This window comes from Pseudomonas sp. XP2, assembly GCF_053557975.1.
Genome location: NZ_JBNRIK010000001.1, coordinates 60,934 through 82,710, shown reverse-complemented (window position 1 = coordinate 82,710; position 21,777 = coordinate 60,934). Strand labels below are relative to the sequence as shown.

The following is a 21,777-nucleotide window of genomic DNA, read 5'->3' as shown; positions in this document are numbered from 1 at the left end:
CCGGCGATAGGGCCCGAACAAACAACACAAGGAATTGATATGTCCGACCCACTGGTAATCCCCTGTCCCCACTGCAACGGCCTCAACCGCCTGCCCGCCGAGCGCCTGGGCGACGCGCCGAAATGCGGCCGCTGCAAACAGGAGGTGCTGTTGAGCACCCCCTTCGAGCTCACCGAAGCCAGCTACGCCAGCCAGATCAAAGGCGACCTGCCGCTGCTGGTCGACATCTGGGCCGACTGGTGCGGCCCCTGCAAATCCTTCGCTCCCACCTTCGAACAAGCCGCCCGCCAACTGGCCGGCCGCTGCCGCCTGGCCAAGCTCGACAGCGAAGCCAACCGCAACCTGGCCGGGCAACTGGGCATCCGCTCGATCCCCAGCCTGCTGCTGTTCAAGAACGGCCGCGAAGTCAGCCGCCAGGCCGGAGCATTTCCACTCCAGTCGTTGCTGGAGTGGGTGCGTAGCCAAGGGGTTTAGGTGTGTTTTCTGGTGCATGCCGTTAGCAGGATGGCGCCTGCGAGATCGAGCGCCGCCCGCGCGGCGCTTCGCGGGACAAGCCCGCTCCCACATTTGTTTCTGGCCAATTACTCCTGTGCCATAGGCGCGCGCACCCTTGGTATATGGCGAAAGATGGGTGAAGGGTAGCTGCGTAACCTTTGATATCGAATGGAACAAACAAGCCGGACAGCGGTGAACTCACAGGAGGGACTGGCCCAAAACAAATGTGGGAGCGGGCTTGTCCCGCGAAGCGCCGCGCGGGCGGCGCTCGATGTCACAGGCGCCGAAAATGCTGCGCCAGGCACCTGGCAGCCTTGATACCTACCAGACGTCTAACCTCTCTCCTCCAGCAGATCATGCAACTCGACAAACTGCTGGGTCAGCTTGTGCTTGGGCTCCAGGTGAATCAGCGGCAGGCTGGCGTGGTGCGATTCGCGCATCTTCACCGAGCTGCCCAGGTACACCGGTAGCACCGGCAGGCCTTCTTCCAGCAGCTCGTCGAGCATCTGCTGCGGCAGGCTGGCACGGGACTGGAACTGGTTGACCACGATGCCTTCGACCATCAAGTCTTCGTTGTGGTCTTCCTTGAGGTCTTCGATCTCCGCCAGCAGGCCATACAGGGCCTGGCGCGAAAAGCTGTCACAGTCGAAGGGAATCAGCACGCGATCTGCGGCGATCAACGCAGAAACGGCATAGAAGTTCAGCGCTGGCGGGGTATCGATGTAGATACGCTCGTAGTCCTCGTCCAGCTCGTCGAGCAACTTTCGCAGCTTGTTGATCTTGTGCTTGGCCTCAAGCTTGGGCTGCAGGTCGGCCAACTCGGCAGTGGCAGTGACCACGTGCAGGTTGTCGAACGGCGTTTCGTAGATATCGACTTTGTTCTTCTTGCTGAACGGCCCGCTGGACAGGCTTTGCTTGAAGAAGTCGGCAATACCCATCGGGATATCCTCGCCGGTCAGGCCGGTGAGGTACTGGGTCGAGTTCGCCTGGGCATCCAGGTCGATCAAAAGGGTCCGGTAGCCTTCATTGGCACTGACCGCCGCCAGGTTGCAGGCGATGCTCGACTTGCCCACCCCACCTTTCTGATTGAACACCACGCGACGCATGATTGACCTCCGTGTTTCAACGAATGCCCGAGTATGTGGCGGCACTGCGGCAATGGCCAGCGCCATTTGGCCAACATTAGCCCTGGCCGACCACCTGCCCGGTCAACAGCTCGGCAAACGCCTTGGCCATTACCGAATTGCCCCGCTCGCGCTGCACTAGCCACACCGCCGACATCGCCCCTTCATCCAGCAGCGTGCGGTACACCACCCCTTCGATGCGCATACGCTGGAACGACGCTGGCAACACCGATACCCCCAACCCCGCCGAGACCAGGCCGATGATGGTCATTGCCTCCCCAGCCTCCTGGGCAAAGTGCGGGCTGAAGCCCGCCTGCCGCGCCAGGCTGAGCAACTGTGCATGCAGGCCGCTGCCATAACTGCGCGGGAAGAACACAAACGGCTCATGGGCCAGCGCCGCCATGTGCACCCCTTGTTCCGTGCCTTCAGCCAGCGGATGCGATGCGTTGATCACCGCCACCAGCGGCTCGCGGAACAATTCGGTGGCCAGCAAGCCTTCCGGCAAAGGCATCGGCCGCATCAGCCCTACTTCGATGGACTCGTCGAACACTGCTTCGGCGATATCACGGCTGCTCATTTCTTTTAAGTTCAGGTGCACAGCCGGGAAGCGCTGGCGAAAGGCATGGATGGCCTTGGGGATCTTCGAGGTGAATGGCGCAGACGAGGTAAAGCCAATCTTCATTTCGCCCAATTCACCCAACTGCGCCCGCCGCGCCACATCTGCGGCCTTCTCCACTTGCGCCAGCACCTGCCGCGCTTCCTCAAGGAACAGTCGCCCCGCCTCGCTCAGCTCGACCCGACGGTTGGTACGCTCGAACAGCCGCGCTCCCAGTTCCTGCTCCAGGGCCTGGATCTGCTGGCTCAGGGGCGGCTGGGAAATGCCCAGTTGCTGGGCGGCGCGGCCAAAGTGCAGCTCTTCAGCCACAGCAATGAAGTAGCGCAGGTGACGCAGTTCCATGACCAGCTCCTAATGAGTCGAAAAACGTCTTAAATAGGTCGAACAATATATTGGATCTAATCATTAGCCAGCTATATGCTTTTTTCATTGCGCCAGAGGTACCCGCCCGTGAAAACTGCTGTAGCTCCCCTTCCTGCCGAACCAGAGCCTGCCTCCCTGAACGAAATGTGGATTGAAAAAGGCACCCCCGCCTTCATGAAGACCGTGCTGGCACTGTTCAGCGGCGGCTTCGCCACCTTTGCCCTGCTGTACTGCGTGCAGCCGATGATGCCGCTATTGTCGAAAGAATTTGCCATCAACGCGGCGCAGAGCAGCCTGGTGCTGTCGGTTTCCACCGCCATGCTGGCGTTCGGCCTGCTGATCACCGGCCCCATCTCTGACCGCATCGGGCGCAAGCCGGTGATGGTCTTTGCCCTGGTTTGCGCCGCCCTCTCCACCCTGGCCAGCGCGGTAATGCCAAGCTGGGAACTGGTACTGGCCACCCGCGCCCTGGTTGGCCTGTCCCTGAGCGGTTTGGCCGCTGTGGCCATGACCTACCTGAGCGAAGAGATCCACCCACAGCACATCGGCCTGGCCATGGGCCTGTACATCGGCGGCAACGCGATTGGCGGCATGAGCGGGCGGCTGATTACCGGCGTGCTGATCGACTTCGTCAGCTGGCACACGGCCATGCTGACCATCGGTGGCCTGGCCCTGGTCGCCGCACTGGTGTTCTGGAAGGTGCTGCCCGAATCGCGCAACTTCCGCCCGCAGATGATGAGCCCGCGCAGCCTGCTGGACGGTTTTGTCATGCACTTCAAAGATGCCGGGCTGCCTTGGCTGTTCCTGGAAGCCTTCCTGCTGATGGGGGCTTTCGTCACCCTGTTCAACTACATCGGCTACCGCTTGCTGGCCGAGCCCTACCACATGAACCAGGCGCTGGTCGGTTTGCTGTCGGTAGTGTACCTGTCCGGGATCTACAGCTCGGCGCAAGTCGGTGCCCTGGCAGACAAGCTAGGCCGGCGCAAAGTGTTCTGGGCCAGTATCGTGGTGATGGCCGGTGGCTTGCTGATGACCCTGGCCAGCCCGCTGGCGATGGTGATCGTGGGCATGCTGGTGTTCACTTTCGGCTTTTTTGGCGCACACTCGGTGGCCAGCAGCTGGATTGGCCGCAGGGCGCTCAAAGCCAAGGGGCAGGCATCGTCGCTGTACCTGTTCAGCTATTACGCAGGGTCCAGCGTGGCCGGTACGGCGGGCGGGGTGTTCTGGCACCAGTGGGGCTGGAACGGCATCGGGCTGTTCATTGGCAGCTTGCTGGCGGTTGCGTTGCTGGTGGCGTTGCACCTGAGCAAGTTACCGCCCAAATCGGTGTGAAACATTCGCGGGCACGCCCGCTCCCACAGGGTTTTGTGCAATCCCTGTGGGAGCGGGCGTGCCCGCGAAGAGGCCATCAGGTCAGTTGATGATCTCGACGATATCCACATCCACTTCCCGGCTCATCAGGTGCTTCTCCACCTCACCGGTCAGCTTCACCTTGGTCTTGTCGTTGAACGGCGTCGGCGGCAGGTCCTCATCGTCGATTTCAACAGTGATGGTGCCGGTGTTGTCCTTGAACTCGTACTTGTCGTCGTTGTTGATCTTCTTGGTCACATGCCCCTGCAGCACCACGGGCGTGTCATCGGCAGCGTCGTTGGCAGCTGCCACGGTGGTGACCGACTGGGCGCCGGGGCCGGTATAGCTGGCGGCCAGTGCAGCAGTGCTGAACAGCGGGGCAAAGATAAGGGCGAGATAACGTGCTTTCATGAGGATCGGGTCCTGTTTAGGTTTCGATGGGACCAGATTAGCGACGTTCGCTGAATCCAAACTTAATGCAACAAAAAGCCCGGCACAGGGCCGGGCTTTGCTTTCAGCGCTCAGGTCACTGATGGTACTGCGCCGAAAGCTCGTGCACGGCATTGATGAACACGCCCGCATGCTCCGGGTCGACTTCCGGGGTAATGCCATGGCCAAGGTTGAACACGTGGCCGGTGCCGTGACCATAGCTGGCCAGAATGCGCGCCACTTCCTGGCGGATGGCCTCAGGCTTGGCGTACAGCACGGTCGGGTCCATGTTGCCTTGCAGCGCCACCTTGTCACCCACACGGCGGCGGGCATCGCCGATCTCGCAGGTCCAGTCCAGGCCCAGTGCGTCGGCGCCGGCTTCGGCAATGCTTTCCAGCCACAAGCCACCGTTCTTGGTGAACAGGATCACCGGCACCTTGCGCCCTTCGTGCTCGCGGATCAGCCCGCTGACGATCTTGCGCATGTAGGCCAGGGAGAACTCCTGGTAGGCCGCCGCCGACAGGTTACCGCCCCACGTGTCGAAGATCTGCACAGCCTGGGCACCGGCCAGGATCTGGCCGTTCAGGTAGCTGGTGACCGACTGGGCCAGTTTGTCCAGCAGCAGGTGCAGGGCTTGCGGGTTGTCGTAGGCCATGGCCTTGGTCTTGCGGAAGTCCTTCGACGAGCCGCCTTCGACCATGTAGGTGGCCAAGGTCCACGGGCTGCCGGAGAAGCCGATCAAGGGCACACGGCCATTGAGCTCACGGCGAATGGTGCTGACCGCGTCCATCACATAGCCCAGGTCTTTCTGCGGATCGGGGATCGGCAGCGCTTCGATGTCGGCCGGGGTGCTGATGACCTTCTTGAAACGCGGGCCTTCGCCGGTTTCGAAGTACAGGCCCAGGCCCATGGCGTCAGGGATGGTGAGGATGTCCGAGAACAGGATCGCCGCGTCCAGCGGGTAGCGGTCCAGCGGCTGCAGGGTAACTTCGCAGGCAAACTGCGGGTTCATGCACAGGCTCATGAAGTCGCCGGCCTTGGCGCGGCTGGCGCGGTACTCCGGCAGGTAGCGGCCGGCCTGGCGCATCATCCACACCGGGGTGACGTCTACGGGTTGCTTGAGCAGCGCACGCAGGAAACGATCGTTCTTCAGGGCAGTCATGTCGGCATCCGGAAAAATAGTGCGGGCATTTTCTCAGACGCCAGCGCAAAAGGCACGGCCATGGCCATGCGTTTTGTCTATTGGATGCTATAGATCAAGCGTTTTTGTATACAAAAGCTTCGCGGGCATGCCCGCACCCACAGGTTCTGCGCTTAACCCTGTGAGAGCGGGCATGCCCGCGAATAGGTCGAAAATCAGACTTCGAGGTAGTCCAGGATACCTTCCGCAGCCGTACGCCCTTCGAAGATCGCCGTCACCACCAGGTCCGAACCACGCACCATGTCGCCACCGGCGAACACTTTCGGGTTGCTGGTCTGGTGCTTGAACTTGCCTTTCTCCGGGGCTACTACACGGCCCTGGCTGTCCAGCTGGATACCATGCTGCTCGAACCACGGCGCCGGGCTTGGACGGAAGCCGAAGGCGATCACCACGGCATCGGCTGGCAGGATCTCCTCGGAGCCCGGGATCGGCTCAGGGCTGCGGCGGCCACGGGCATCCGGCTCGCCGAGACGGGTCTCGACCACCTTCACGCCTTCGACCTTGTCCTCGCCGACAATGGCGATAGGCTGGCGGTTGTAAAGGAACTTCACGCCTTCTTCCTTGGCGTTCTTCACCTCTTTGCGCGAACCCGGCATGTTGGCTTCGTCACGGCGATAGGCGCAGGTCACCGCTTTGGCGCCCTGGCGGATCGAGGTGCGGTTGCAGTCCATCGCGGTGTCACCACCGCCCAGTACCACCACCTTCTTGCCTTGCATGTCGACGAAGTCTTCCGGGGACTTCTCGAAGCCCAGGTTGCGGTTGACGTTGGCGATCAGGAAATCCAGTGCGTCATGCACGCCCGGCAGGTCTTCGCCCGGGAAGCCGCCCTTCATGTAGGTGTAGGTACCCATGCCCATGAACACTGCGTCGTACTCGGCGAGCAGCTGTTCCATGGTCACGTCCTTGCCCACCTCGGTATTCAGGCGAAACTCGATGCCCATGCCGGTGAACACTTCGCGGCGGTTGCTGAGCACGGTCTTTTCCAGCTTGAACTCTGGAATGCCGAAGGTCAGCAAGCCACCGATTTCCGGGTTCTTGTCGAACACAACCGGGGTTACGCCAGCGCGCACCAGCACGTCGGCGCAGCCCAGGCCAGCAGGGCCGGCACCGATGATGGCGACGCGCTTGCCGGTTGGTTTGACCTTGGACATGTCCGGGCGCCAGCCCATGGCAAAGGCGGTGTCGGTGATGTACTTCTCCACCGAACCGATGGTCACCGCGCCGAAGCCGTCGTTCAGGGTGCAGGCACCTTCACACAAACGGTCTTGCGGGCACACGCGGCCGCACACTTCCGGCAGGGTGTTGGTCTGGTGCGACAGCTCAGCCGCCGCCAGGATGTTGCCTTCGGACACCAGCTTCAACCAGTTAGGGATGAAGTTGTGCACCGGGCACTTCCATTCGCAATACGGGTTACCGCAGCCCAGGCAGCGGTGCGCCTGGTCTACTGACTGCTGCGGCTTGAACGGTTCGTAGATTTCCACGAACTCCTTCTTGCGCTGGCGCAGCAGCTTTTTCTTAGGGTCCTTGCGGCCCACTTCGATGAACTGGAAGTCGTTGTTCAGACGTTCAGCCATTTTTCAAAACCTCTTTACAGCAGCTGCAAGCTACACGCTGCAAGCCGCAAGACGATCACTTAAGCCGGGCAAACCTCGTACTGCCTTCAGGTGCAGCTTGAGGCTTGCCACTTGCAGCTGTTTTTACTGCGGGTTGGCACGTGTGCTGGACAACAGTTGCTTCAGGTTGGCTGCCTTCGGCTTCACCAGCCAGAAGCGCCGCACGTAGTCGTCCAGGTTCTCCGAGAGCTCACGCCCCCACTCGCTGCCGGTCTCTTCCACATACTCGCCAAGTACCCGCGCCAGGTGGCTGCGGTAGGCTTCCATCGCTTCACCACTGATACGCTGGATTTCCACCAGCTCGTGGTTCAGCTTGTCGACGAAGCTATTGTCCATGTCGAGCACGTAGGCGAAGCCGCCAGTCATGCCAGAACCGAAGTTGTAACCGGTCTTGCCCAGGACGCAGACAAAGCCGCCGGTCATGTACTCACAGCAGTGATCGCCAGTGCCCTCGACAACAGCGTGGGCGCCGGAGTTACGCACAGCGAAGCGCTCGCCCGCAGTGCCCGCGGCAAACAGCTTGCCGCCAGTGGCACCGTACAGGCAGGTGTTGCCGACGATGGCGCTGTGCTGGGTTTCGAACGGGCTGCCGGCTGGCGGCACGATGGTGACCTTGCCACCGGTCATGCCCTTGCCGACGTAGTCGTTTGCATCACCCTGCAGGTGCAGGTTCAAGCCACCGGCGTTCCACACGCCAAAGCTCTGGCCCGCAGTACCCTTGAAGCGGAAGGTGATCGGGTTGGCAGCCATGCCCTGGTTGCCGTACAGCTTGGCGATTTCGCCAGAGATGCGGGCACCGATGGAGCGGTCGCAGTTGCAGATGTCGAGGTTGAACTCGCCACCGGCCTGGTCGCGGATCGCCGGCAGGGCCATGTCCACCATCTTCTCGGCCAGCTCGCCTTTGTCGAACGGCGGGTTCTTGTCGACTTCGCAGAACTGCGGCTTGTCTGCCGGAATGTGCGAGCTGCCCAGCAGCGGCGACAGATCCAGGTACTGCTGGCGCTCGGTATCGCCTGGCAGCATTTCGAGCAGGTCGGTACGGCCGATCAGCTCGCCCAGGCTGCGCACGCCCAGCTTGGCCAGCCACTCACGGGTTTCTTCAGCGACGAAGGTGAAGAAGTTGATCACCATGTCGACGGTGCCGATGTAGTGGTCCTTGCGCAGCTTGTCGTTCTGCGTGGCTACGCCGGTGGCGCAGTTGTTCAGGTGGCAGATGCGCAGGTACTTGCAGCCCAGGGCGATCATTGGCGCGGTACCGAAGCCGAAGCTTTCGGCGCCAAGGATGGCCGCCTTGATCACGTCCAGGCCGGTTTTCAGGCCGCCGTCGGTCTGTACCCGCACCTTGCCGCGCAGGTCGTTGCCACGCAGGGTCTGGTGGGTTTCGGCCAGGCCCAGTTCCCACGGGGCGCCGGCGTACTTGATCGAGGTCAGCGGCGAAGCACCGGTACCACCGTCATAACCGGAGATGGTGATCAGGTCGGCATAGGCCTTGGCCACGCCAGCGGCGATGGTGCCCACGCCGGCTTCTGCCACCAGCTTCACGGACACCAGGGCCTGCGGGTTGACCTGCTTGAGGTCGTAGATCAGCTGGGCCAGGTCTTCGATCGAGTAGATGTCATGGTGCGGCGGCGGCGAGATGAGGGTCACGCCCGGTACCGCATAACGCAGCTTGGCGATCAGGCCGTTGACCTTGCCGCCCGGCAGCTGGCCGCCCTCACCAGGCTTGGCGCCCTGGGCAACCTTGATCTGCAGCACCTCGGCATTGACCAGGTATTCAGGGGTCACACCAAAGCGGCCGGTGGCCACCTGCTTGATCTTCGAACTCTTGATGGTGCCGTAGCGCGACGGGTCTTCACCGCCTTCACCAGAGTTGGAACGCGCGCCCAGGCGGTTCATGGCCTCGGCCAGCGCCTCGTGGGCTTCCGGCGACAGTGCGCCCAGCGAGATACCGGCCGAGTCGAACCGCTTGAGAATGGCCTCCAGCGGTTCGATCTGCTCCAACGCCAGTGGCTGGTCGGCCACCTTCACTTTCAGCAGGTCGCGGATCATCGATACCGGACGCTGGTCGACCAGCGTGGTGTATTCCTTGAACTTGGCATAGTCGCCCTGCTGCACGGCGGCTTGCAGGGTGTTGACCACGTCCGGGTTGTAGGCGTGGTATTCACCACCGTGGACGAACTTCAGCAGGCCACCTTGCTGGATCGGCTTGCGCGCGCTCCAGGCTTCGGCCGCCAGCAGCTTCTGGTCGCTTTCAAGGTCTACGAAGCGCGCCCCCTTGATGCGGCTGGACACGCCCTTGAAGCTCAGGCCGACCACTTCTTCGGCCAGGCCGATGGCTTCGAACAGCTGCGCACCGCGGTATGAGGCGATGGTGGAGATACCCATCTTCGACAGGATCTTCAGCAGGCCCTTGGAGATGCCCTTGCGGTAGTACTTGAACACTTCGTCCAGGTCGCCCAGCACTTCGCCGGTACGAATCAGGTCAGCCAGTACTTCATACGCCAGGTACGGGTAGACGGCCGAGGCACCGAAGCCCAGCAGCACGGCAAAGTGGTGCGGGTCGCGGGCGGTAGCGGTTTCCACCAGGATGTTGCTGTCGCAACGCAGGCCCTGTTCGGTCAGGCGGTGGTGTACCGCGCCAACGGCCAGCGAAGCGTGCACCGGCAGCTTGCCCGGGGCGATGTAGCGGTCGCTCAGCACCAGCTGGGTCTTGCCAGCGCGCACGGCTTCTTCAGCCTGGTCGGCGATGTTGCGAATGGCCGCTTCCAGACCGACGCCCTGTTCATAGTTGAGGTCGATCAGCTGACGGTCGAAACCTTCGCGCTCCAGGTTCATCAGCGAACGCCACTTGGCGGGCGAAATGACCGGGGAGCTGAGGATGACCCGCGAAGCGTGCTCCGGGGACTCCTGGAAGATGTTGCGCTCGGCGCCCAGGCAGATCTCCAGCGACATCACGATGGCTTCGCGCAGCGGGTCGATCGGCGGGTTGGTCACCTGGGCGAACTGCTGGCGGAAGAAGTCGTAAGGCGAACGCACACGCTGCGACAGCACGGCCATCGGCGTGTCGTCACCCATCGAACCAACGGCTTCCTGGCCCTGCTCACCCAATGGGCGCAGTACCTGGTCACGCTCTTCGAAGGTGACCTGGAACATCTTCATGTATTGCTTGAGCTGGTCAGCGTCGTAGCTGGCCGCGCCCTGGTCGTCGGTCAGCGTCGCCTGGATACGGGTGGCGTGCTGACGCAGCCAGCGCTTGTACGGGTGGCGCGACTTCAGGCGGTTGTCGATGGCGTCCGTGTCGAGGATCTGGCCGGTTTCGGTGTCCACCGCCAGGATCTGGCCCGGGCCGACACGGCCCTTGGCCAACACTTCCTCAGGCTGGTAACCCCACACGCCAATTTCCGAGGCGATGGTGATGTAGCCGTTGGTGGTGGTCACCCAGCGCGCCGGGCGCAGGCCGTTGCGGTCCAGCAGGCACACCGCGTGGCGGCCTTCGGTCATGACGATACCGGCCGGGCCATCCCACGGCTCCATGTGCATGGAGTTGTATTCGTAGAAGGCACGCAGGTCGGCGTCCATGGTCTCGACGTTCTGCCAGGCTGGCGGTACCAGCATGCGCACGCCGCGGAACAGGTCGATGCCACCGGTCACCATCAGTTCCAGCATGTTGTCCATGCTCGACGAGTCGGAACCGACACGGTTGACCAGCGGACCGAGCTCTTCGAGGTCGGGGATCTGGTCATTGGCGAACTTGGTGCGACGGGCCATGGCCCAGTTGCGGTTGCCGGTGATGGTGTTGATCTCGCCGTTGTGGGCGAGGAAGCGGAACGGCTGCGCCAGCGGCCATTTCGGCAGGGTGTTGGTGGAGAAGCGCTGGTGGAACACGCAGATCGCGGTTTGCAGGCGCTCGTCACCCAGGTCTGGATAAAACGCCGCGAGATCGCGCGGCATCATCAGGCCTTTGTAGATGATGGTCTTGTGCGAGAAGCTGCAGATGTAGTGGTCGCTGTCGTGGGCGTTAGCCACCGACGAACGGCGACGGGCACTGAACAGCTTGATGGCGAATTCCTGGTCACTCAGGCCTTCGCCACCGATGAACACCTGTTCGATCTGCGGCAGGCGCTCCAGGGCCAGGCGGCCGAGTACGCTGGTGTCGATCGGTACCTTGCGCCAGCCGACCAGTTTCAGGCCAGCGGCGAGGATCTCGCGGTCCATGTTGGCGCGGGCCGCTTCGGCTTTGACCGGGTCCTGGTTGAAGAACACCATGCCGACGGCGTACTGCTTGGGCAGCTCGACGGCGAAGTGTTCCTGGGCCACGGCTCGCAGGAATTGATCGGGCTTCTGCATGAGCAGACCGCAACCGTCACCGGTCTTGCCGTCGGCGTTGATACCGCCACGGTGGGTCATGCAGGTCAGCGCCTGCATGGCGGTTTGCAGAAGGTGGTGGCTCGGTTCGCCCGTCATATGGGCGATCAGGCCAAAACCACAGTTGTCCTTGAATTCTTCGGGATGGTACAGACCTGTTTTCATAGACACATTCTCACCAGGTTCACCTCTCAACGGAGGTAAATCTCTTTTTTAACAACCACTTACCATCCACGCCGATCAAACGCCAGCTTTTTTGCGGTGGCCATGGAAAACCATTGTTGCACAGCGACAGCGACGCCCACAAATTTTCATGTCTCACCATTGAAAATTTATGTCGCAATTTTGAATGTTTTTGCGCCATGCGCCGTGATAGCGGCTTGGCGTGAGTCTGAAGCGTTTCAGCCATGACTGCAACTAGGGGCTTGTGGCCGGCAGTCTGGGACAGAAAAGCCTGCCGCGTTGAAACGCAGCAGGCTATTCGAAAGTCAGTAATCGCTCAGCAACTGGGCGGCGGGGTGATGCCGCCCGGAAGGTATCAGCGGGCCGTGGCCAGCTCTTGTTGGACGCTGCCGACGGTACGTGGCCAAGGTTTACCAGCCTGGACCTTCTCTGGCAAGTTCTTGATTGCCGCAACCGCTGCATCACGGTTGGCGAAGCTGCCGTAGGTGACTACGTACAGCGGCTTGCCCTGCAGGTTTTTCTTGAAGTAGCGATAGTCGCCACCCTGGCTCTTGACGAACGCCTGGGCCGAGGCCTCGGAGCTGGTGCCCAGGATCTGCACCACGTAATTGCCCGGCTTCTGCCCGGCGTACCAGCCGCTGTTGCCGCTGCCAGTGGCGGCAGGTTTCTCGGCAGGCTTGGCGGCCGGCTTGGCCACGGCGACCTGGGTAGGCGCAGGCGTAGGCTTGGCAGGTGCAACCGGCTTCGCAGGCTGGGTTGCGACAGGCTTGGGCGCAGGTGCAACCGGCTGGACCGGCGCAGTAGCCACAGGCTGTGCAGGCACAGGTGCCGGGCCAGCCGGCACGCCTTGCGGCGGCGCAATGGTGGTCACGGTTGGCGGCGGGTTGCCAGGCTGCAGGGCAGTGTCACCCGCCGGGCTGCCTTCTTCACCCTCCCCCATGCCCGCGGCCTGGGCCAGCGGCTCGCGCATTACAGGCTGGGACTGGCCAACCAGCGGCAGCGGCATCGGCTGGGAAGACCCGGAAAACTCGATATTGGCACCCTGCTTGCCGTCGCCAAGCGGCAACTGGGCCTGGGCGGCCGGCGCCTCAGCGGGTGGCTTGTCGCCTTTCTTGGGCATCAACACAGCGGCCGCGACAGCGACCACGACCACAGCGGACAGCGCGAGCACATGTTTTTTAGGCATCTTGAACCCCATGGATGGTCGCTTGACCGTCGAACGGCTGGCGATCATGGCTTCGATCAAAGTGTCACGGGCGACCTGGTTGATGTTGCCAGGCCAGCCGTCGGAGTGTTCATGGATATCGACGATCTGTTCACGGCTGAACACCTCGATGCCCCGGCCAGCCCCTTCCAGGCGCTGCTCCAGGTACTCGCGGGTTTCTTCTTCACTGTAGGGGGCAAGCTCGATGATGTGGAAGCGTTCTTCCTCGACATTGAGCTCGTCCAGCCCGGCAATCAGTGAAGGCTCACCGAACAGGAACACGTGCGGGCGCCCTTCCGGTACCCCCGCCGCCAACTCCAGCAACGCTTGGAGTGCCGACTCGTCGAGTTGTTCCGCATCGTCCACCAGCAAATACACTTCCTGCCCGGTCAGTGCCAGTTGCACCACCTTGGACAGGATCGCCTGCACTTCGGGCTGGGCCACACCCAGGTCTTGAGCGACCTGGGCAAGCATGCTGGAAGCATCGCTGGCACTGCGGGCAGACACCACCACACTCTGCACAGCCTGCTTGTTGGTGCTGGCCACCAGGGCCTGGCGCAGCAGCGACTTGCCGCTGCCCAGCGGGCCGCTGACCACCAGCATCAGCTGGCTGTAGCGCGCCAGGTGGTGCAGCTGGCCAAGCACGGGCTTGCGCTGCGCCGGGAAGAACTTGAAGCCGGGCACACGGGGCGCGAACGGATCGTGGCTCAACTGGTAATGGTCGAGAAAGGCCTCATCGGCATGCAAACTGGTCATTGCGCTGTCACAACCTCAAAGCTGGGCCACGATCGCGCGGTAATCCGCCGACAGCGTGGCCTGAAGAATCTCTTTCGGATAGTCGTCGGTCACAACGGCCTCGCCCATCTGGCGCAACAGCACCAGACGCAAGCGTCCGTCGATCACTTTCTTGTCGACCGCCATGTGCTCCATGAAATGCGCCGGGGTCATTTCCTGTGGTGGCACCACCGGCAAACCTGCGTCCTGCAACAGGCGGATCCCGCGATCACGCTCGGCCTGGTCGATCCAGCCAAGGCGCATGGACATTTCCAGGGCCATCACCGTGCCCGCCGCCACGGCTTCGCCGTGCAGCCAGACGCCGTAGCCCATATGGGTCTCGATGGCATGCCCGAAGGTATGCCCCAGGTTCAGCGTGGCCCGCACGCCGGACTCACGCTCATCGGCACCCACCACTGCGGCCTTGGCCGCGCACGAGCGGCGGATGGCTTCGGTCAGGGCTGCCGAGTCGAGGGCGCGCAGGGCTTGCATATTATCTTCGAGCCAGGCGAGAAACGGCTTGTCGCAGATCAGACCGTACTTGATCACTTCCGCCAGGCCGGCCGACAGTTCGCGCGCTGGCAGGGTTTTAAGGCTGGTTGTATCGATCAGCACCGCATTGGGCTGATAGAAGGCACCGACCATGTTCTTGCCCAACGGGTGGTTGATACCGGTCTTGCCGCCCACCGAAGAGTCAACCTGGGAAAGCAGGGTGGTCGGCACCTGGATGAAGTCGACACCGCGCTGGTAGCAGGCGGCAGCGAAGCCGGCCATGTCACCGATCACGCCGCCGCCCAGGGCAACCACGGTTGTGCGACGATCATGGCGAGCTGTCAGCAGGCCATCGAAGATCAGTTGCAGGGTTTCCCAGTTCTTGTGGGCTTCGCCATCGGGCAATATCACCGGCAGCACCGAGTAGGCGCCAAGGGTGTTGCTCAGGCGTTCGAGATACAGGGGTGCGACGGTCTCGTTGGAAACGATGGCGACTTGCCGGCCGGCAATGTGCGGCGCCAGCAGCTCGGGCTGGCCCAGCAGGCCTTCGCCAATGTAGATCGGGTAGCTGCGCTCGCCCAGGTCGACCTTAAGTGTCTGCATGTATCCCCACAATGTACTTGGGCGCGGCGCCGTTCGGGCAACCACGCGCTAACGTTGAACCTCGCCTCGGCGCTGGTGGCCGAGAATAGACCCGGGCTAACGGGGCGGCAACTGCTGCAAGCGCTCGAGAATATCGATCACCACCATGCGGGGCGGCCGCTCGTCGGTTTCCACCACCACGTCGGCGATCTCGCGGTAGAGCGGGTCGCGGGCTTCCAGCAGGGCGCGCAGGGTGGCCTCGGGGTTGGCGGTGCGCAGGAGCGGGCGATTGCGATCACGCGCGGTACGGCCAACCTGCTGCTCCACCGAAGCATGCAGGTAGATAACCCGACCACCCCGGCGCAATGCCTGGCGGTTGGCTTCGCGCATCACCGCGCCACCGCCGGTCGCCAGAACCACGCCGTCGAGTGCGCACAGTTCGGCGATCATCGCCTGCTCGCGCTCACGGAAACCTGGCTCGCCTTCCTTGTCGAAAATCCACGGGATGTTGGCGCCGCATCGCAGTTCGATTTCCTTGTCGGAATCCTTGAACAGCAGGCGCAGCTCTTTGGCCAATAGGCGTCCAATGGTGCTTTTACCAGCGCCCATGGGTCCCACAAGTATCAAATTTCGCACAGAATCAACGACTCACAGCAATCGCCTGGTCACTCATGATACGCGGAGTCAGGAAGACCAGCAGCTCGGATTTTTTCTCTTGTAATACATCGCGTCGAAACAGCCGCCCAACATACGGCAGATCGCCAAAAAATGGCACCTTGTCGACCACATTGTTTTGCGAAGTCGAGTACACGCCACCGATCACGATCGTTTCGCCGTCAGCCACACGAACCTTGGCATTGACCTCGTTCTTGCGGATCGGCGGTACGTTGTTCACGGCATTGACGTAATCAGGCTCGTCCTTGGTCACCCTGACAGCCATGATTACCTTGTTGTCAGGTGTAATCTGCGGGGTCACCTCCAGCGAAAGCGAGGCTTCGCGGAAGGCGACCGAGGTGGCGCCACTCTGGCTGGTTTCCTGGTAGGGCACCTCGGTGCCCTTGAGGATCCTGGCCGTTTCCTTGTCGGCCGTGACCACCTTGGGCTGCGAGATGATCTCGCCGTTGCCGCTTTTTTCCATGGCGCTGAGTTCCAGGTCGAGCAACACGTCGCCACGCAGCAGGCCCAGGCCGACGCTGCTGCCCGCCCGCTCCACGCCGAGGTCGACGAACAGTTCCTTGCCCGGGCGCAGGCTTTCCCTGTACAGCGGCCCGCCCCAGCGCACCCCCAGGCTTTTCTCGTAGTCGACGTTGGCCTCGACGATACGCGCCTCGATCGCCACCTGGCGCACCGGCACGTCCAGCTGCGCAACCAGTTGCCGCAATTCGGCCAGGCGATCGGCCGGCTGATGCGCCACCAGGGTATTGGTGCGCTCATCGACACCCAGGCTGCCACGAACGGTGAAGGTGCTGTCATCCGCCAGGCTGGTCAGCAACAACTCAACCAGCTCCGCCGCCTTGGCATGATGGATCGGTATCAGTTCACGGCGTAACGGCTGCATCTGCGCATCCGGCACCGGATGGGCATCGAACGGCTGCGGGGCAAACGCTGCCGCAGGGGCCACCAGCAACACATTGCCTTCCTGCCGCTGTGCCAGGCCCTTGCTGCGCAGCACCAGGTCAAGCGCCTGATCCCAGGGCACGTCCTGCAAACGCAAGGTCACGTTGCCCTGCACGTCATCGCTGGCAACCAGATTGATGCCCGCGTAATCGGCCAGCACCTGCAGCACCGAGCGAACCTCTACATCCTGGAAATTCAAAGAAAGTGGCTCACCCTGATACGGCGTCGCCCACACCAGCGGGATCGGCAGCAGGGCCGCCAACACCCATTTCATCACGTTCTTCATTCTGGTTCGGGGCCTCCTTGCCCGGGCGCTTTGCCAGGGTGATGAACGCCGTACGCTCATGCCACACCCCCGCCATGAATAACCGTTCTCGCACTTCGACCTGACCTTGATCGACCCGCGCCACCACTCCGTGGTTACGCCCCAAGCGCTCACCCGCCCGCACGCGGTAGAGCCTGCCAGCCGCCATCAGCAGCGCCTCATGGGCCGCCCCTCGCGACAGGCTGCCGACCATTTCCAGCTGTGCCAGTGGCACGCTGCCCAGACCGGAACCGGCCACTCGTATCGCCCCAGGGGCGAAGGGATCGACCCCAGGCACTGGCGTGGCGGCCTTGGCCGGCATAAGCGCAAGCACCTCAGGTGTCGGTACGGGCGCTGAGGCCTGAAACGCATCTACCTGCAGTTGCAGACGCAAAAGCCCGGGCTGCCCCGCGACGGCGGCCAGTTTCATGTCACCGCTGCGCAGCAGGCGTGCCTGGCCCAGCCAGTCACCCAGCCACTGGCGCAAATCCATGTACCGGCCCACCACCTGCACCTGCAACGGCACTTTCCAATAGCCTGCCTGTTGCTCGACTTCCTGCACGTCGAACCGCTCAACCAGCAAGCCATGTGCATGCCCCGAAGCCGCCAGGCGGTCAACCAGCTCACTCATGCCTTCCCCGGCGGCCAGGTGCCAGTGAGCCTCCAGCAACCGCCGTTCGGCAAAAGCCAGAGACGCCCGCAATCGCTGCAGCTCCTCCAGCTTTGCCGCACTGGCTGCTTGCTGCTCGTTCAATGTGGCCTGCCGGGCCGCTTCCTGTGCCTGCTGCTGCAACCCTGCCGGCAGGCGAAGCGCGCAACCCAGGCCGAACACCATCCCGGCCACCAGCACTGGGGCGATGAGCCTGATGCTTCTGGAACGTTCGGCAACCGCCCACCAGGCAAAGACCTGCGCTGCTTTCACGACCAGAACGCCGCAACACGCGTAGCCAGCAGAAACTCATCGCCAGCCGGCATGCTCCTGACACGCCTGAGCGTCAGATCGAGCAGCACACCCGATCGCTCCAGATCGCGCATGAACTGCGCAACCAAGGCGCCAGAGGCAGCCAGCCCAGTCACCTGCAGATGGCCGTTTTCAAAGCTGAGGTCGAGTAGCTGGACCCCGACCGGCAGCGCCCCTTCGATCTCAGCGAACACATTACCCAGCACCCCCTGCTGGGCCCGCAAGCTTTCGAGTGCAGCTGCACGGGCATTGAGTGCATCATGCTGCGCACGCACATCTGCCAGCGGCTGCAGTTGCTCGGCCAGCACCTCAAGGGCGGCCTGGTGCTGGGCATTGACCAGCGCCTGCTGCTGACCGCGCTGTCGGGCCAACTGGTCGACCAGGGTCACGGCACACAGCGCTAGCAGTGCGCCGGCAACCAGCTGGGTGCGAAAGCGCCTGAGCGCCGCCTCGCGCTGCCGTTCCCGCCAAGGCAGCAGGTTAAGCCGTATCATGGGTGCAACCCTCCAAGTGCCAGGGCGCACGCCAGGACCATCGTGCCGTCAACGTGCTCCAACCCTTTCAGGCCAGGCAAGTGCCTGCACGGCGTATTCAGCTGGCGGCCAAGGTTTTGCAACACGCCAGGCTCCACCGATGAGCCACTGGTAATCCACAGGCCCGCCGGCAACTGCGCATCGGCAAGCAGCGCGTGCAGGTGCTCCGGCAACTGCGCCATGCCCTTCAGCCCCTGCATGTTTAGTTCACGACGCTGGTAAGGCCGGCCAGGCTGCCAGTCATAAAGCACTGCGCTGTGCGCTTCGACCCGCAGCAGCGCCGAACCTTCAAGGCAGCCCACGGGCAACATGCGGCACAAGGCAATGTTGTCGACCTCGATGGCCTCCAGTTGCAACCCGGCCGCCTCGACGATGGCATCCAGTGACGCCAAGGCACTTTGCCGACACGCGGCCACCATCAGTTCGGCGCACCCCGGTTGCGTTCCGGATGCCCCCAAGACCTGAAAGTCCAAGGCCAGGTCCTCCAATGGAAATGGAAACAGCCGCTCGGCATCGGCCAGCAATTGCGTCTCCAGTTCAGCCCCGACCTGCTCCATCGGCACATGGCACCGCTTGCAGATCACCTGGCTGGCCGGTAACGCCAACGCTATCCGGTGCTGCCTGAGGCCGCTGCGCAGGTAGGCACGGCGCAAGGCAGCCACCACGGCATCGGGCTCTGCGACCCAATCCTTGCCAGCTGCGGATTCAAATGGTTCTTGTGCCGATGCAAGTACCCTGTAGCGCCGACTGCGCCGCTGCAGTTGCACAACACGAACAGCGTCAGGGGCGATTTCCACCCCCACGATTGAACTGGCATCCTTGCCGAAGCGTCCTAGCATCGCGGCTTCCTTGCTGCGTGGTGCAGCGGTCTGTCGCAACCCCGCGTCAACACCAGGCCCGGCCTGCCCATCGAGGCGACGGACAGCCTGGCCGGTAACCCGGAGGGGCGAAAAAATGCTTATAATGCCCAGCGTTTTCTGGTCCGCCGGACCTGCGTGCAACTCACTCCCAACCTGGACACCGAAAAGCCTTGATACGCCTGCTGAAGTTCTTCTGGTGGTCTTCCGTCGCCGTCATTTGCGCGCTCGTACTCGGTGTGAGCGGTGCGTTTCTGTATCTTAGCCCCAGCCTGCCCTCGGTCGAGTCCCTCAGAAGCATCCAGTTGCAGATCCCCCTCAGGGTGTACAGCAGCGACGGCAAGCTGATTGCCGAGTTCGGCGAAATGCGTCGTTCGCCGATCCGCTTCGCAGAAATTCCGCCACAGTTCATTCAGGCGCTTCTGTCAGCCGAGGACGACAATTTCCTCAATCACTATGGTGTCGACCCCAGCAGCCTGATGCGCGCGGCGACCCAGCTGGTGAAAACCGGGCATATCCAGACCGGCGGCAGCACCATCACTATGCAGGTGGCGAAAAACTTCTTCCTCACCAGCGAACGCAGCTTCTCGCGCAAGACCAACGAAATCCTGCTGGCACTGCAGATCGAACGTGAGCTGACCAAGGACGAAATCCTTGAGCTTTACGTGAACAAGATCTACCTGGGCAACCGCGCCTACGGCATCGACGCCGCCGCGCAGGTGTACTACGGCAAATCGATCCGCGACGTGAGCCTGGCGCAGATGGCGATGATCGCCGGCCTGCCCAAGGCACCGTCACGCTTCAACCCGCTGGCCAACCCGGTGCGCGCCAAGGAGCGCCGCGACTGGATCCTCGGCCGCATGTACAAGCTGGGCAAGATCGACCAGGCCAGCTACCAGGCGGCCCTGGCTGAGCCGCTCAATGCCAGCTACCACGTGCCGACGCCTGAGGTGAATGCGCCTTACATCGCCGAAATGGCCCGCGCCGAAATGGTCGGGCGCTACGGCAGCGAGGCCTACACCGAAGGTTTCCGCGTTACCACCACGGTGCCCAGCGACATGCAGGAAATGGCCAACAAGGCCATCCTCAAAGGCCTGTCCGACTACGATGAGCGCCACGGCTACCGCGGCCCCGAAGCACGCTTTCCGGGGCGTACCCAGGCAGCCTGGCTACAGGAACTGGGCAAGCAGCGCACCTTGGGTGGCCTGGAACCGGCCATCGTTACCCATGTCGATAAAACCGGCCTCCAGGTACTGACCCGGGACGGCCAGCAAGCCGAAGTGGCCTGGGACACCATGAAGTGGGCGCGCCCGTTCATCAACAGCAACGCCCAGGGCCGCGCACCACAATCGCCGGCCGACGTGGCACAGGTCGGTGACCTGGTACGCCTGCAGCGCCTGGAAGACGGCAAGCTCAAGTTCAGCCAAGTGCCTGGCGCGCAAAGTGCGCTGGTCACCCTCGACCCTTACAACGGTGCCATTCGTGCACTGGTTGGCGGCTTCTCGTTCGAGCAGAGCAACTACAACCGCGCCATGCAGGCCAAGCGTCAGCCGGGTTCGAGCTTCAAGCCGTTCATCTACAGCGCCGCACTGGACAGCGGCTACACCGCATCCACTCTGGTCAACGATGCGCCGATCGTGTTCGTCGACGAATCCGTGGACAAAGTATGGCGACCGAAGAACGACACCAACACCTTCCTCGGCCCGATCCGCATGCGCGAAGCCCTGTACAAGTCGCGCAACCTGGTGTCGATTCGCTTGCTGCAGGCCATGGGTGTAGACCGCACCATCGACTACATCGCCAAGTTCGGTTTCAACAAGCAGGACCTGCCGCGCAACCTGTCCCTGGCCTTGGGCACCGCCACCCTGACCCCTATGGAAATCGCCACAGGCTGGAGCACCTTCGCCAACGGCGGCTACAAGATCAGCCCATACCTGATCGAGCGCATCGAAAGCCGCAGCGGCGAAACACTGTTCACCGCCAACCCGGCCCGCGTCCCCCAAGGGGCCCAGGATCAGGCTGGCCTGGCGGCTCCCGAGCAGCCGATCAGCACCGCGGCCATGCCAGGTGAGGCACCTTCTGCCTTCAACCAGGTGGCCGCCGCACCGCAAGCGCCGGCTGTGGCCGAACAGATCATCGACGGGCGCACCACCTATATCCTCACCAGCATGCTGCAAGACGTGATCAAACGCGGTACCGGGCGCCGGGCGCTGGCCCTGGGCCGCACCGACCTGGCAGGCAAGACGGGCACTACCAACGAGTCCAAAGATGCCTGGTTCTCCGGCTACAACGCCGATTATGTGACCACGGTATGGGTCGGTTTCGATCAGCCGGAAACCCTCGGCCGCCGCGAGTACGGTGGCACGGCGGCGCTGCCGATCTGGATGAGCTTCATGGGCGCGGCACTCAAGGACAAGCCGGCGCATGCGCCAGCAGAACCTGAAGGCATCCTCAGCTTGCGCGTCGACCCGGTCAGCGGCCGTGCTGCCTCCCCGAGCACGCCGAATGCCTTCTTCGAGCTGTTCAAGGCCGAAGATTCGCCACCCTCGGTGGACGAACTGGGCAATGGCGCAGCACCGGGCAGCCCGCTGCCGGCCGATGAAGCGGCGCCGATGGACCTGTTTTAAGGCAGGGCGCCTGACTCAGGTTTTGCGTGGGCGCGTGAATCGAGCGCCGCCCGCGCGGCGCATCGCGACGCAAGGCCGCTCCCACAT

General features: G+C 62.8%; 17 protein-coding genes. 3 read left to right on the top strand and 14 right to left on the bottom strand.

What is annotated here, in order from left to right; genetic code table 11:
- Window positions 1–39: 39 nt before the first annotated feature.
- A complete protein-coding gene (trxC, locus tag ACK1VC_RS00375; protein WP_016489611.1) occupies window positions 40–474 on the top strand; it encodes a thioredoxin TrxC in 435 nt (144 codons plus the stop codon).
- A gap of 353 nt (window positions 475–827) precedes the next feature.
- Here the strand turns inward: trxC and ACK1VC_RS00370 are convergent, their stop codons facing one another.
- Together ACK1VC_RS00370 and ACK1VC_RS00365 are read right to left on the bottom strand one after the other, a co-directional pair.
- The gene (locus ACK1VC_RS00370) at window positions 828–1,601 is read right to left on the bottom strand and encodes a ParA family protein (RefSeq protein WP_016489613.1); all 774 of its coding nucleotides are present in this window, start codon (window positions 1,599–1,601) and stop codon (window positions 828–830) included.
- A gap of 76 nt (window positions 1,602–1,677) precedes the next feature.
- Window positions 1,678–2,577: a LysR family transcriptional regulator gene (locus ACK1VC_RS00365; protein ID WP_016489614.1), complete on the bottom strand. Its 900-nt coding sequence runs from the start codon at window positions 2,575–2,577 to the stop codon at window positions 1,678–1,680.
- Window positions 2,578–2,742: 165 nt separating this feature from the next.
- Between ACK1VC_RS00365 and ACK1VC_RS00360 the strand changes: the two genes are divergently transcribed.
- Window positions 2,743–3,930 carry an MFS transporter gene (locus tag ACK1VC_RS00360; RefSeq protein ID WP_224372599.1) on the top strand — a complete coding sequence of 396 codons (1,188 nt, stop codon included), beginning with the start codon at window positions 2,743–2,745 and terminating at the stop codon, window positions 3,928–3,930.
- Between the two features lie 81 nt (window positions 3,931–4,011).
- Here the strand turns inward: ACK1VC_RS00360 and ACK1VC_RS00355 are convergent, their stop codons facing one another.
- The 12 genes from ACK1VC_RS00355 to pilM all read right to left on the bottom strand — a co-directional run bounded on the left by ACK1VC_RS00355 (window position 4,012) and on the right by pilM (window position 19,045).
- Window positions 4,012–4,359, bottom strand: coding sequence for a YgiW/YdeI family stress tolerance OB fold protein (locus tag ACK1VC_RS00355; RefSeq protein ID WP_191087067.1), 348 nt, complete (start codon window positions 4,357–4,359; stop codon window positions 4,012–4,014).
- Between the two features lie 115 nt (window positions 4,360–4,474).
- On the bottom strand, window positions 4,475–5,539 hold the full coding sequence (gene hemE / locus ACK1VC_RS00350) for a uroporphyrinogen decarboxylase (RefSeq protein WP_051099567.1): 1,065 nt from the start codon (window positions 5,537–5,539) through the stop codon (window positions 4,475–4,477).
- A gap of 194 nt (window positions 5,540–5,733) precedes the next feature.
- Complete coding sequence (locus ACK1VC_RS00345; protein ID WP_016489618.1) at window positions 5,734–7,152, bottom strand: FAD-dependent oxidoreductase; 1,419 nt, start codon at window positions 7,150–7,152, stop codon at window positions 5,734–5,736.
- 123 nt (window positions 7,153–7,275) lie between these two features.
- Window positions 7,276–11,721, bottom strand: a complete 4,446-nt coding sequence (gltB, locus tag ACK1VC_RS00340; RefSeq protein WP_016489619.1) for a glutamate synthase large subunit — start codon at window positions 11,719–11,721, stop codon at window positions 7,276–7,278.
- A 19-nt stretch (window positions 11,722–11,740) separates the two neighbouring features.
- The gene (locus ACK1VC_RS00335; protein ID WP_132844974.1) at window positions 11,741–11,965 is read right to left on the bottom strand and encodes a hypothetical protein; all 225 of its coding nucleotides are present in this window, start codon (window positions 11,963–11,965) and stop codon (window positions 11,741–11,743) included.
- A 129-nt stretch (window positions 11,966–12,094) separates the two neighbouring features.
- On the bottom strand, window positions 12,095–13,699 hold the full coding sequence (locus ACK1VC_RS00330) for an SPOR domain-containing protein (protein WP_060516914.1): 1,605 nt from the start codon (window positions 13,697–13,699) through the stop codon (window positions 12,095–12,097).
- Window positions 13,700–13,714: 15 nt separating this feature from the next.
- Window positions 13,715–14,812, bottom strand: a complete 1,098-nt coding sequence (gene aroB / locus ACK1VC_RS00325) for a 3-dehydroquinate synthase (RefSeq protein ID WP_070086873.1) — start codon at window positions 14,810–14,812, stop codon at window positions 13,715–13,717.
- 96 nt (window positions 14,813–14,908) lie between these two features.
- Complete coding sequence (gene aroK / locus ACK1VC_RS00320) at window positions 14,909–15,427, bottom strand: shikimate kinase AroK (RefSeq protein WP_024717571.1); 519 nt, start codon at window positions 15,425–15,427, stop codon at window positions 14,909–14,911.
- Between the two features lie 4 nt (window positions 15,428–15,431).
- Window positions 15,432–16,694 (bottom strand): type IV pilus secretin PilQ, encoded by a 1,263-nt coding sequence (locus ACK1VC_RS00315; protein ID WP_191087069.1) that lies wholly within the window; start codon window positions 16,692–16,694, stop codon window positions 15,432–15,434.
- Window positions 16,618–17,634: a pilus assembly protein PilP gene (locus tag ACK1VC_RS00310; RefSeq protein WP_095116155.1), complete on the bottom strand. Its 1,017-nt coding sequence runs from the start codon at window positions 17,632–17,634 to the stop codon at window positions 16,618–16,620. Before ACK1VC_RS00310 ends, ACK1VC_RS00315 begins: the two co-directional genes overlap by 77 nt.
- A complete protein-coding gene (locus tag ACK1VC_RS00305; RefSeq protein ID WP_197884378.1) occupies window positions 17,631–18,167 on the bottom strand; it encodes a PilN domain-containing protein in 537 nt (178 codons plus the stop codon). The genes ACK1VC_RS00310 and ACK1VC_RS00305 overlap by 4 nt, the downstream gene beginning before the upstream one ends.
- Complete coding sequence (gene pilM, locus ACK1VC_RS00300; protein WP_023048611.1) at window positions 18,164–19,045, bottom strand: type IV pilus biogenesis protein PilM; 882 nt, start codon at window positions 19,043–19,045, stop codon at window positions 18,164–18,166. Before pilM ends, ACK1VC_RS00305 begins: the two co-directional genes overlap by 4 nt.
- A 194-nt stretch (window positions 19,046–19,239) precedes the next feature.
- Here pilM and ACK1VC_RS00295 point away from each other — a divergent pair, with 194 nt between their 5' ends.
- Complete coding sequence (locus ACK1VC_RS00295; RefSeq protein ID WP_371918298.1) at window positions 19,240–21,690, top strand: penicillin-binding protein 1A; 2,451 nt, start codon at window positions 19,240–19,242, stop codon at window positions 21,688–21,690.
- Window positions 21,691–21,777: the final 87 nt, after the last annotated feature.

Bases quoted from the DNA above. Each gene is read 5' to 3' on its own strand.
- ACK1VC_RS00365 (WP_016489614.1), bottom strand. From the start codon at position 2,577: ATGGAACTGCGTCACCTGCGCTACTTCATTGCTGTGGCTGAAGAGCTG.
- aroB (WP_070086873.1), bottom strand. From the start codon at position 14,812: ATGCAGACACTTAAGGTCGACCTGGGCGAGCGCAGCTACCCGATCTAC.
- ACK1VC_RS00360 (WP_224372599.1), top strand. From the start codon at position 2,743: ATGTGGATTGAAAAAGGCACCCCCGCCTTCATGAAGACCGTGCTGGCA.
- ACK1VC_RS00305 (WP_197884378.1), bottom strand. From the start codon at position 18,167: ATGATACGGCTTAACCTGCTGCCTTGGCGGGAACGGCAGCGCGAGGCG.
- pilM (WP_023048611.1), bottom strand. From the start codon at position 19,045: ATGCTAGGACGCTTCGGCAAGGATGCCAGTTCAATCGTGGGGGTGGAA.
- ACK1VC_RS00370 (WP_016489613.1), bottom strand. From the start codon at position 1,601: ATGCGTCGCGTGGTGTTCAATCAGAAAGGTGGGGTGGGCAAGTCGAGC.
- ACK1VC_RS00335 (WP_132844974.1), bottom strand. From the start codon at position 11,965: ATGGCTGAAACGCTTCAGACTCACGCCAAGCCGCTATCACGGCGCATG.
- ACK1VC_RS00355 (WP_191087067.1), bottom strand. From the start codon at position 4,359: ATGAAAGCACGTTATCTCGCCCTTATCTTTGCCCCGCTGTTCAGCACT.
- hemE (WP_051099567.1), bottom strand. From the start codon at position 5,539: ATGACTGCCCTGAAGAACGATCGTTTCCTGCGTGCGCTGCTCAAGCAA.
- ACK1VC_RS00345 (WP_016489618.1), bottom strand. From the start codon at position 7,152: ATGGCTGAACGTCTGAACAACGACTTCCAGTTCATCGAAGTGGGCCGC.
- gltB (WP_016489619.1), bottom strand. From the start codon at position 11,721: ATGAAAACAGGTCTGTACCATCCCGAAGAATTCAAGGACAACTGTGGT.
- ACK1VC_RS00315 (WP_191087069.1), bottom strand. From the start codon at position 16,694: ATGAAGAACGTGATGAAATGGGTGTTGGCGGCCCTGCTGCCGATCCCG.
- trxC (WP_016489611.1), top strand. From the start codon at position 40: ATGTCCGACCCACTGGTAATCCCCTGTCCCCACTGCAACGGCCTCAAC.
- ACK1VC_RS00330 (WP_060516914.1), bottom strand. From the start codon at position 13,699: ATGACCAGTTTGCATGCCGATGAGGCCTTTCTCGACCATTACCAGTTG.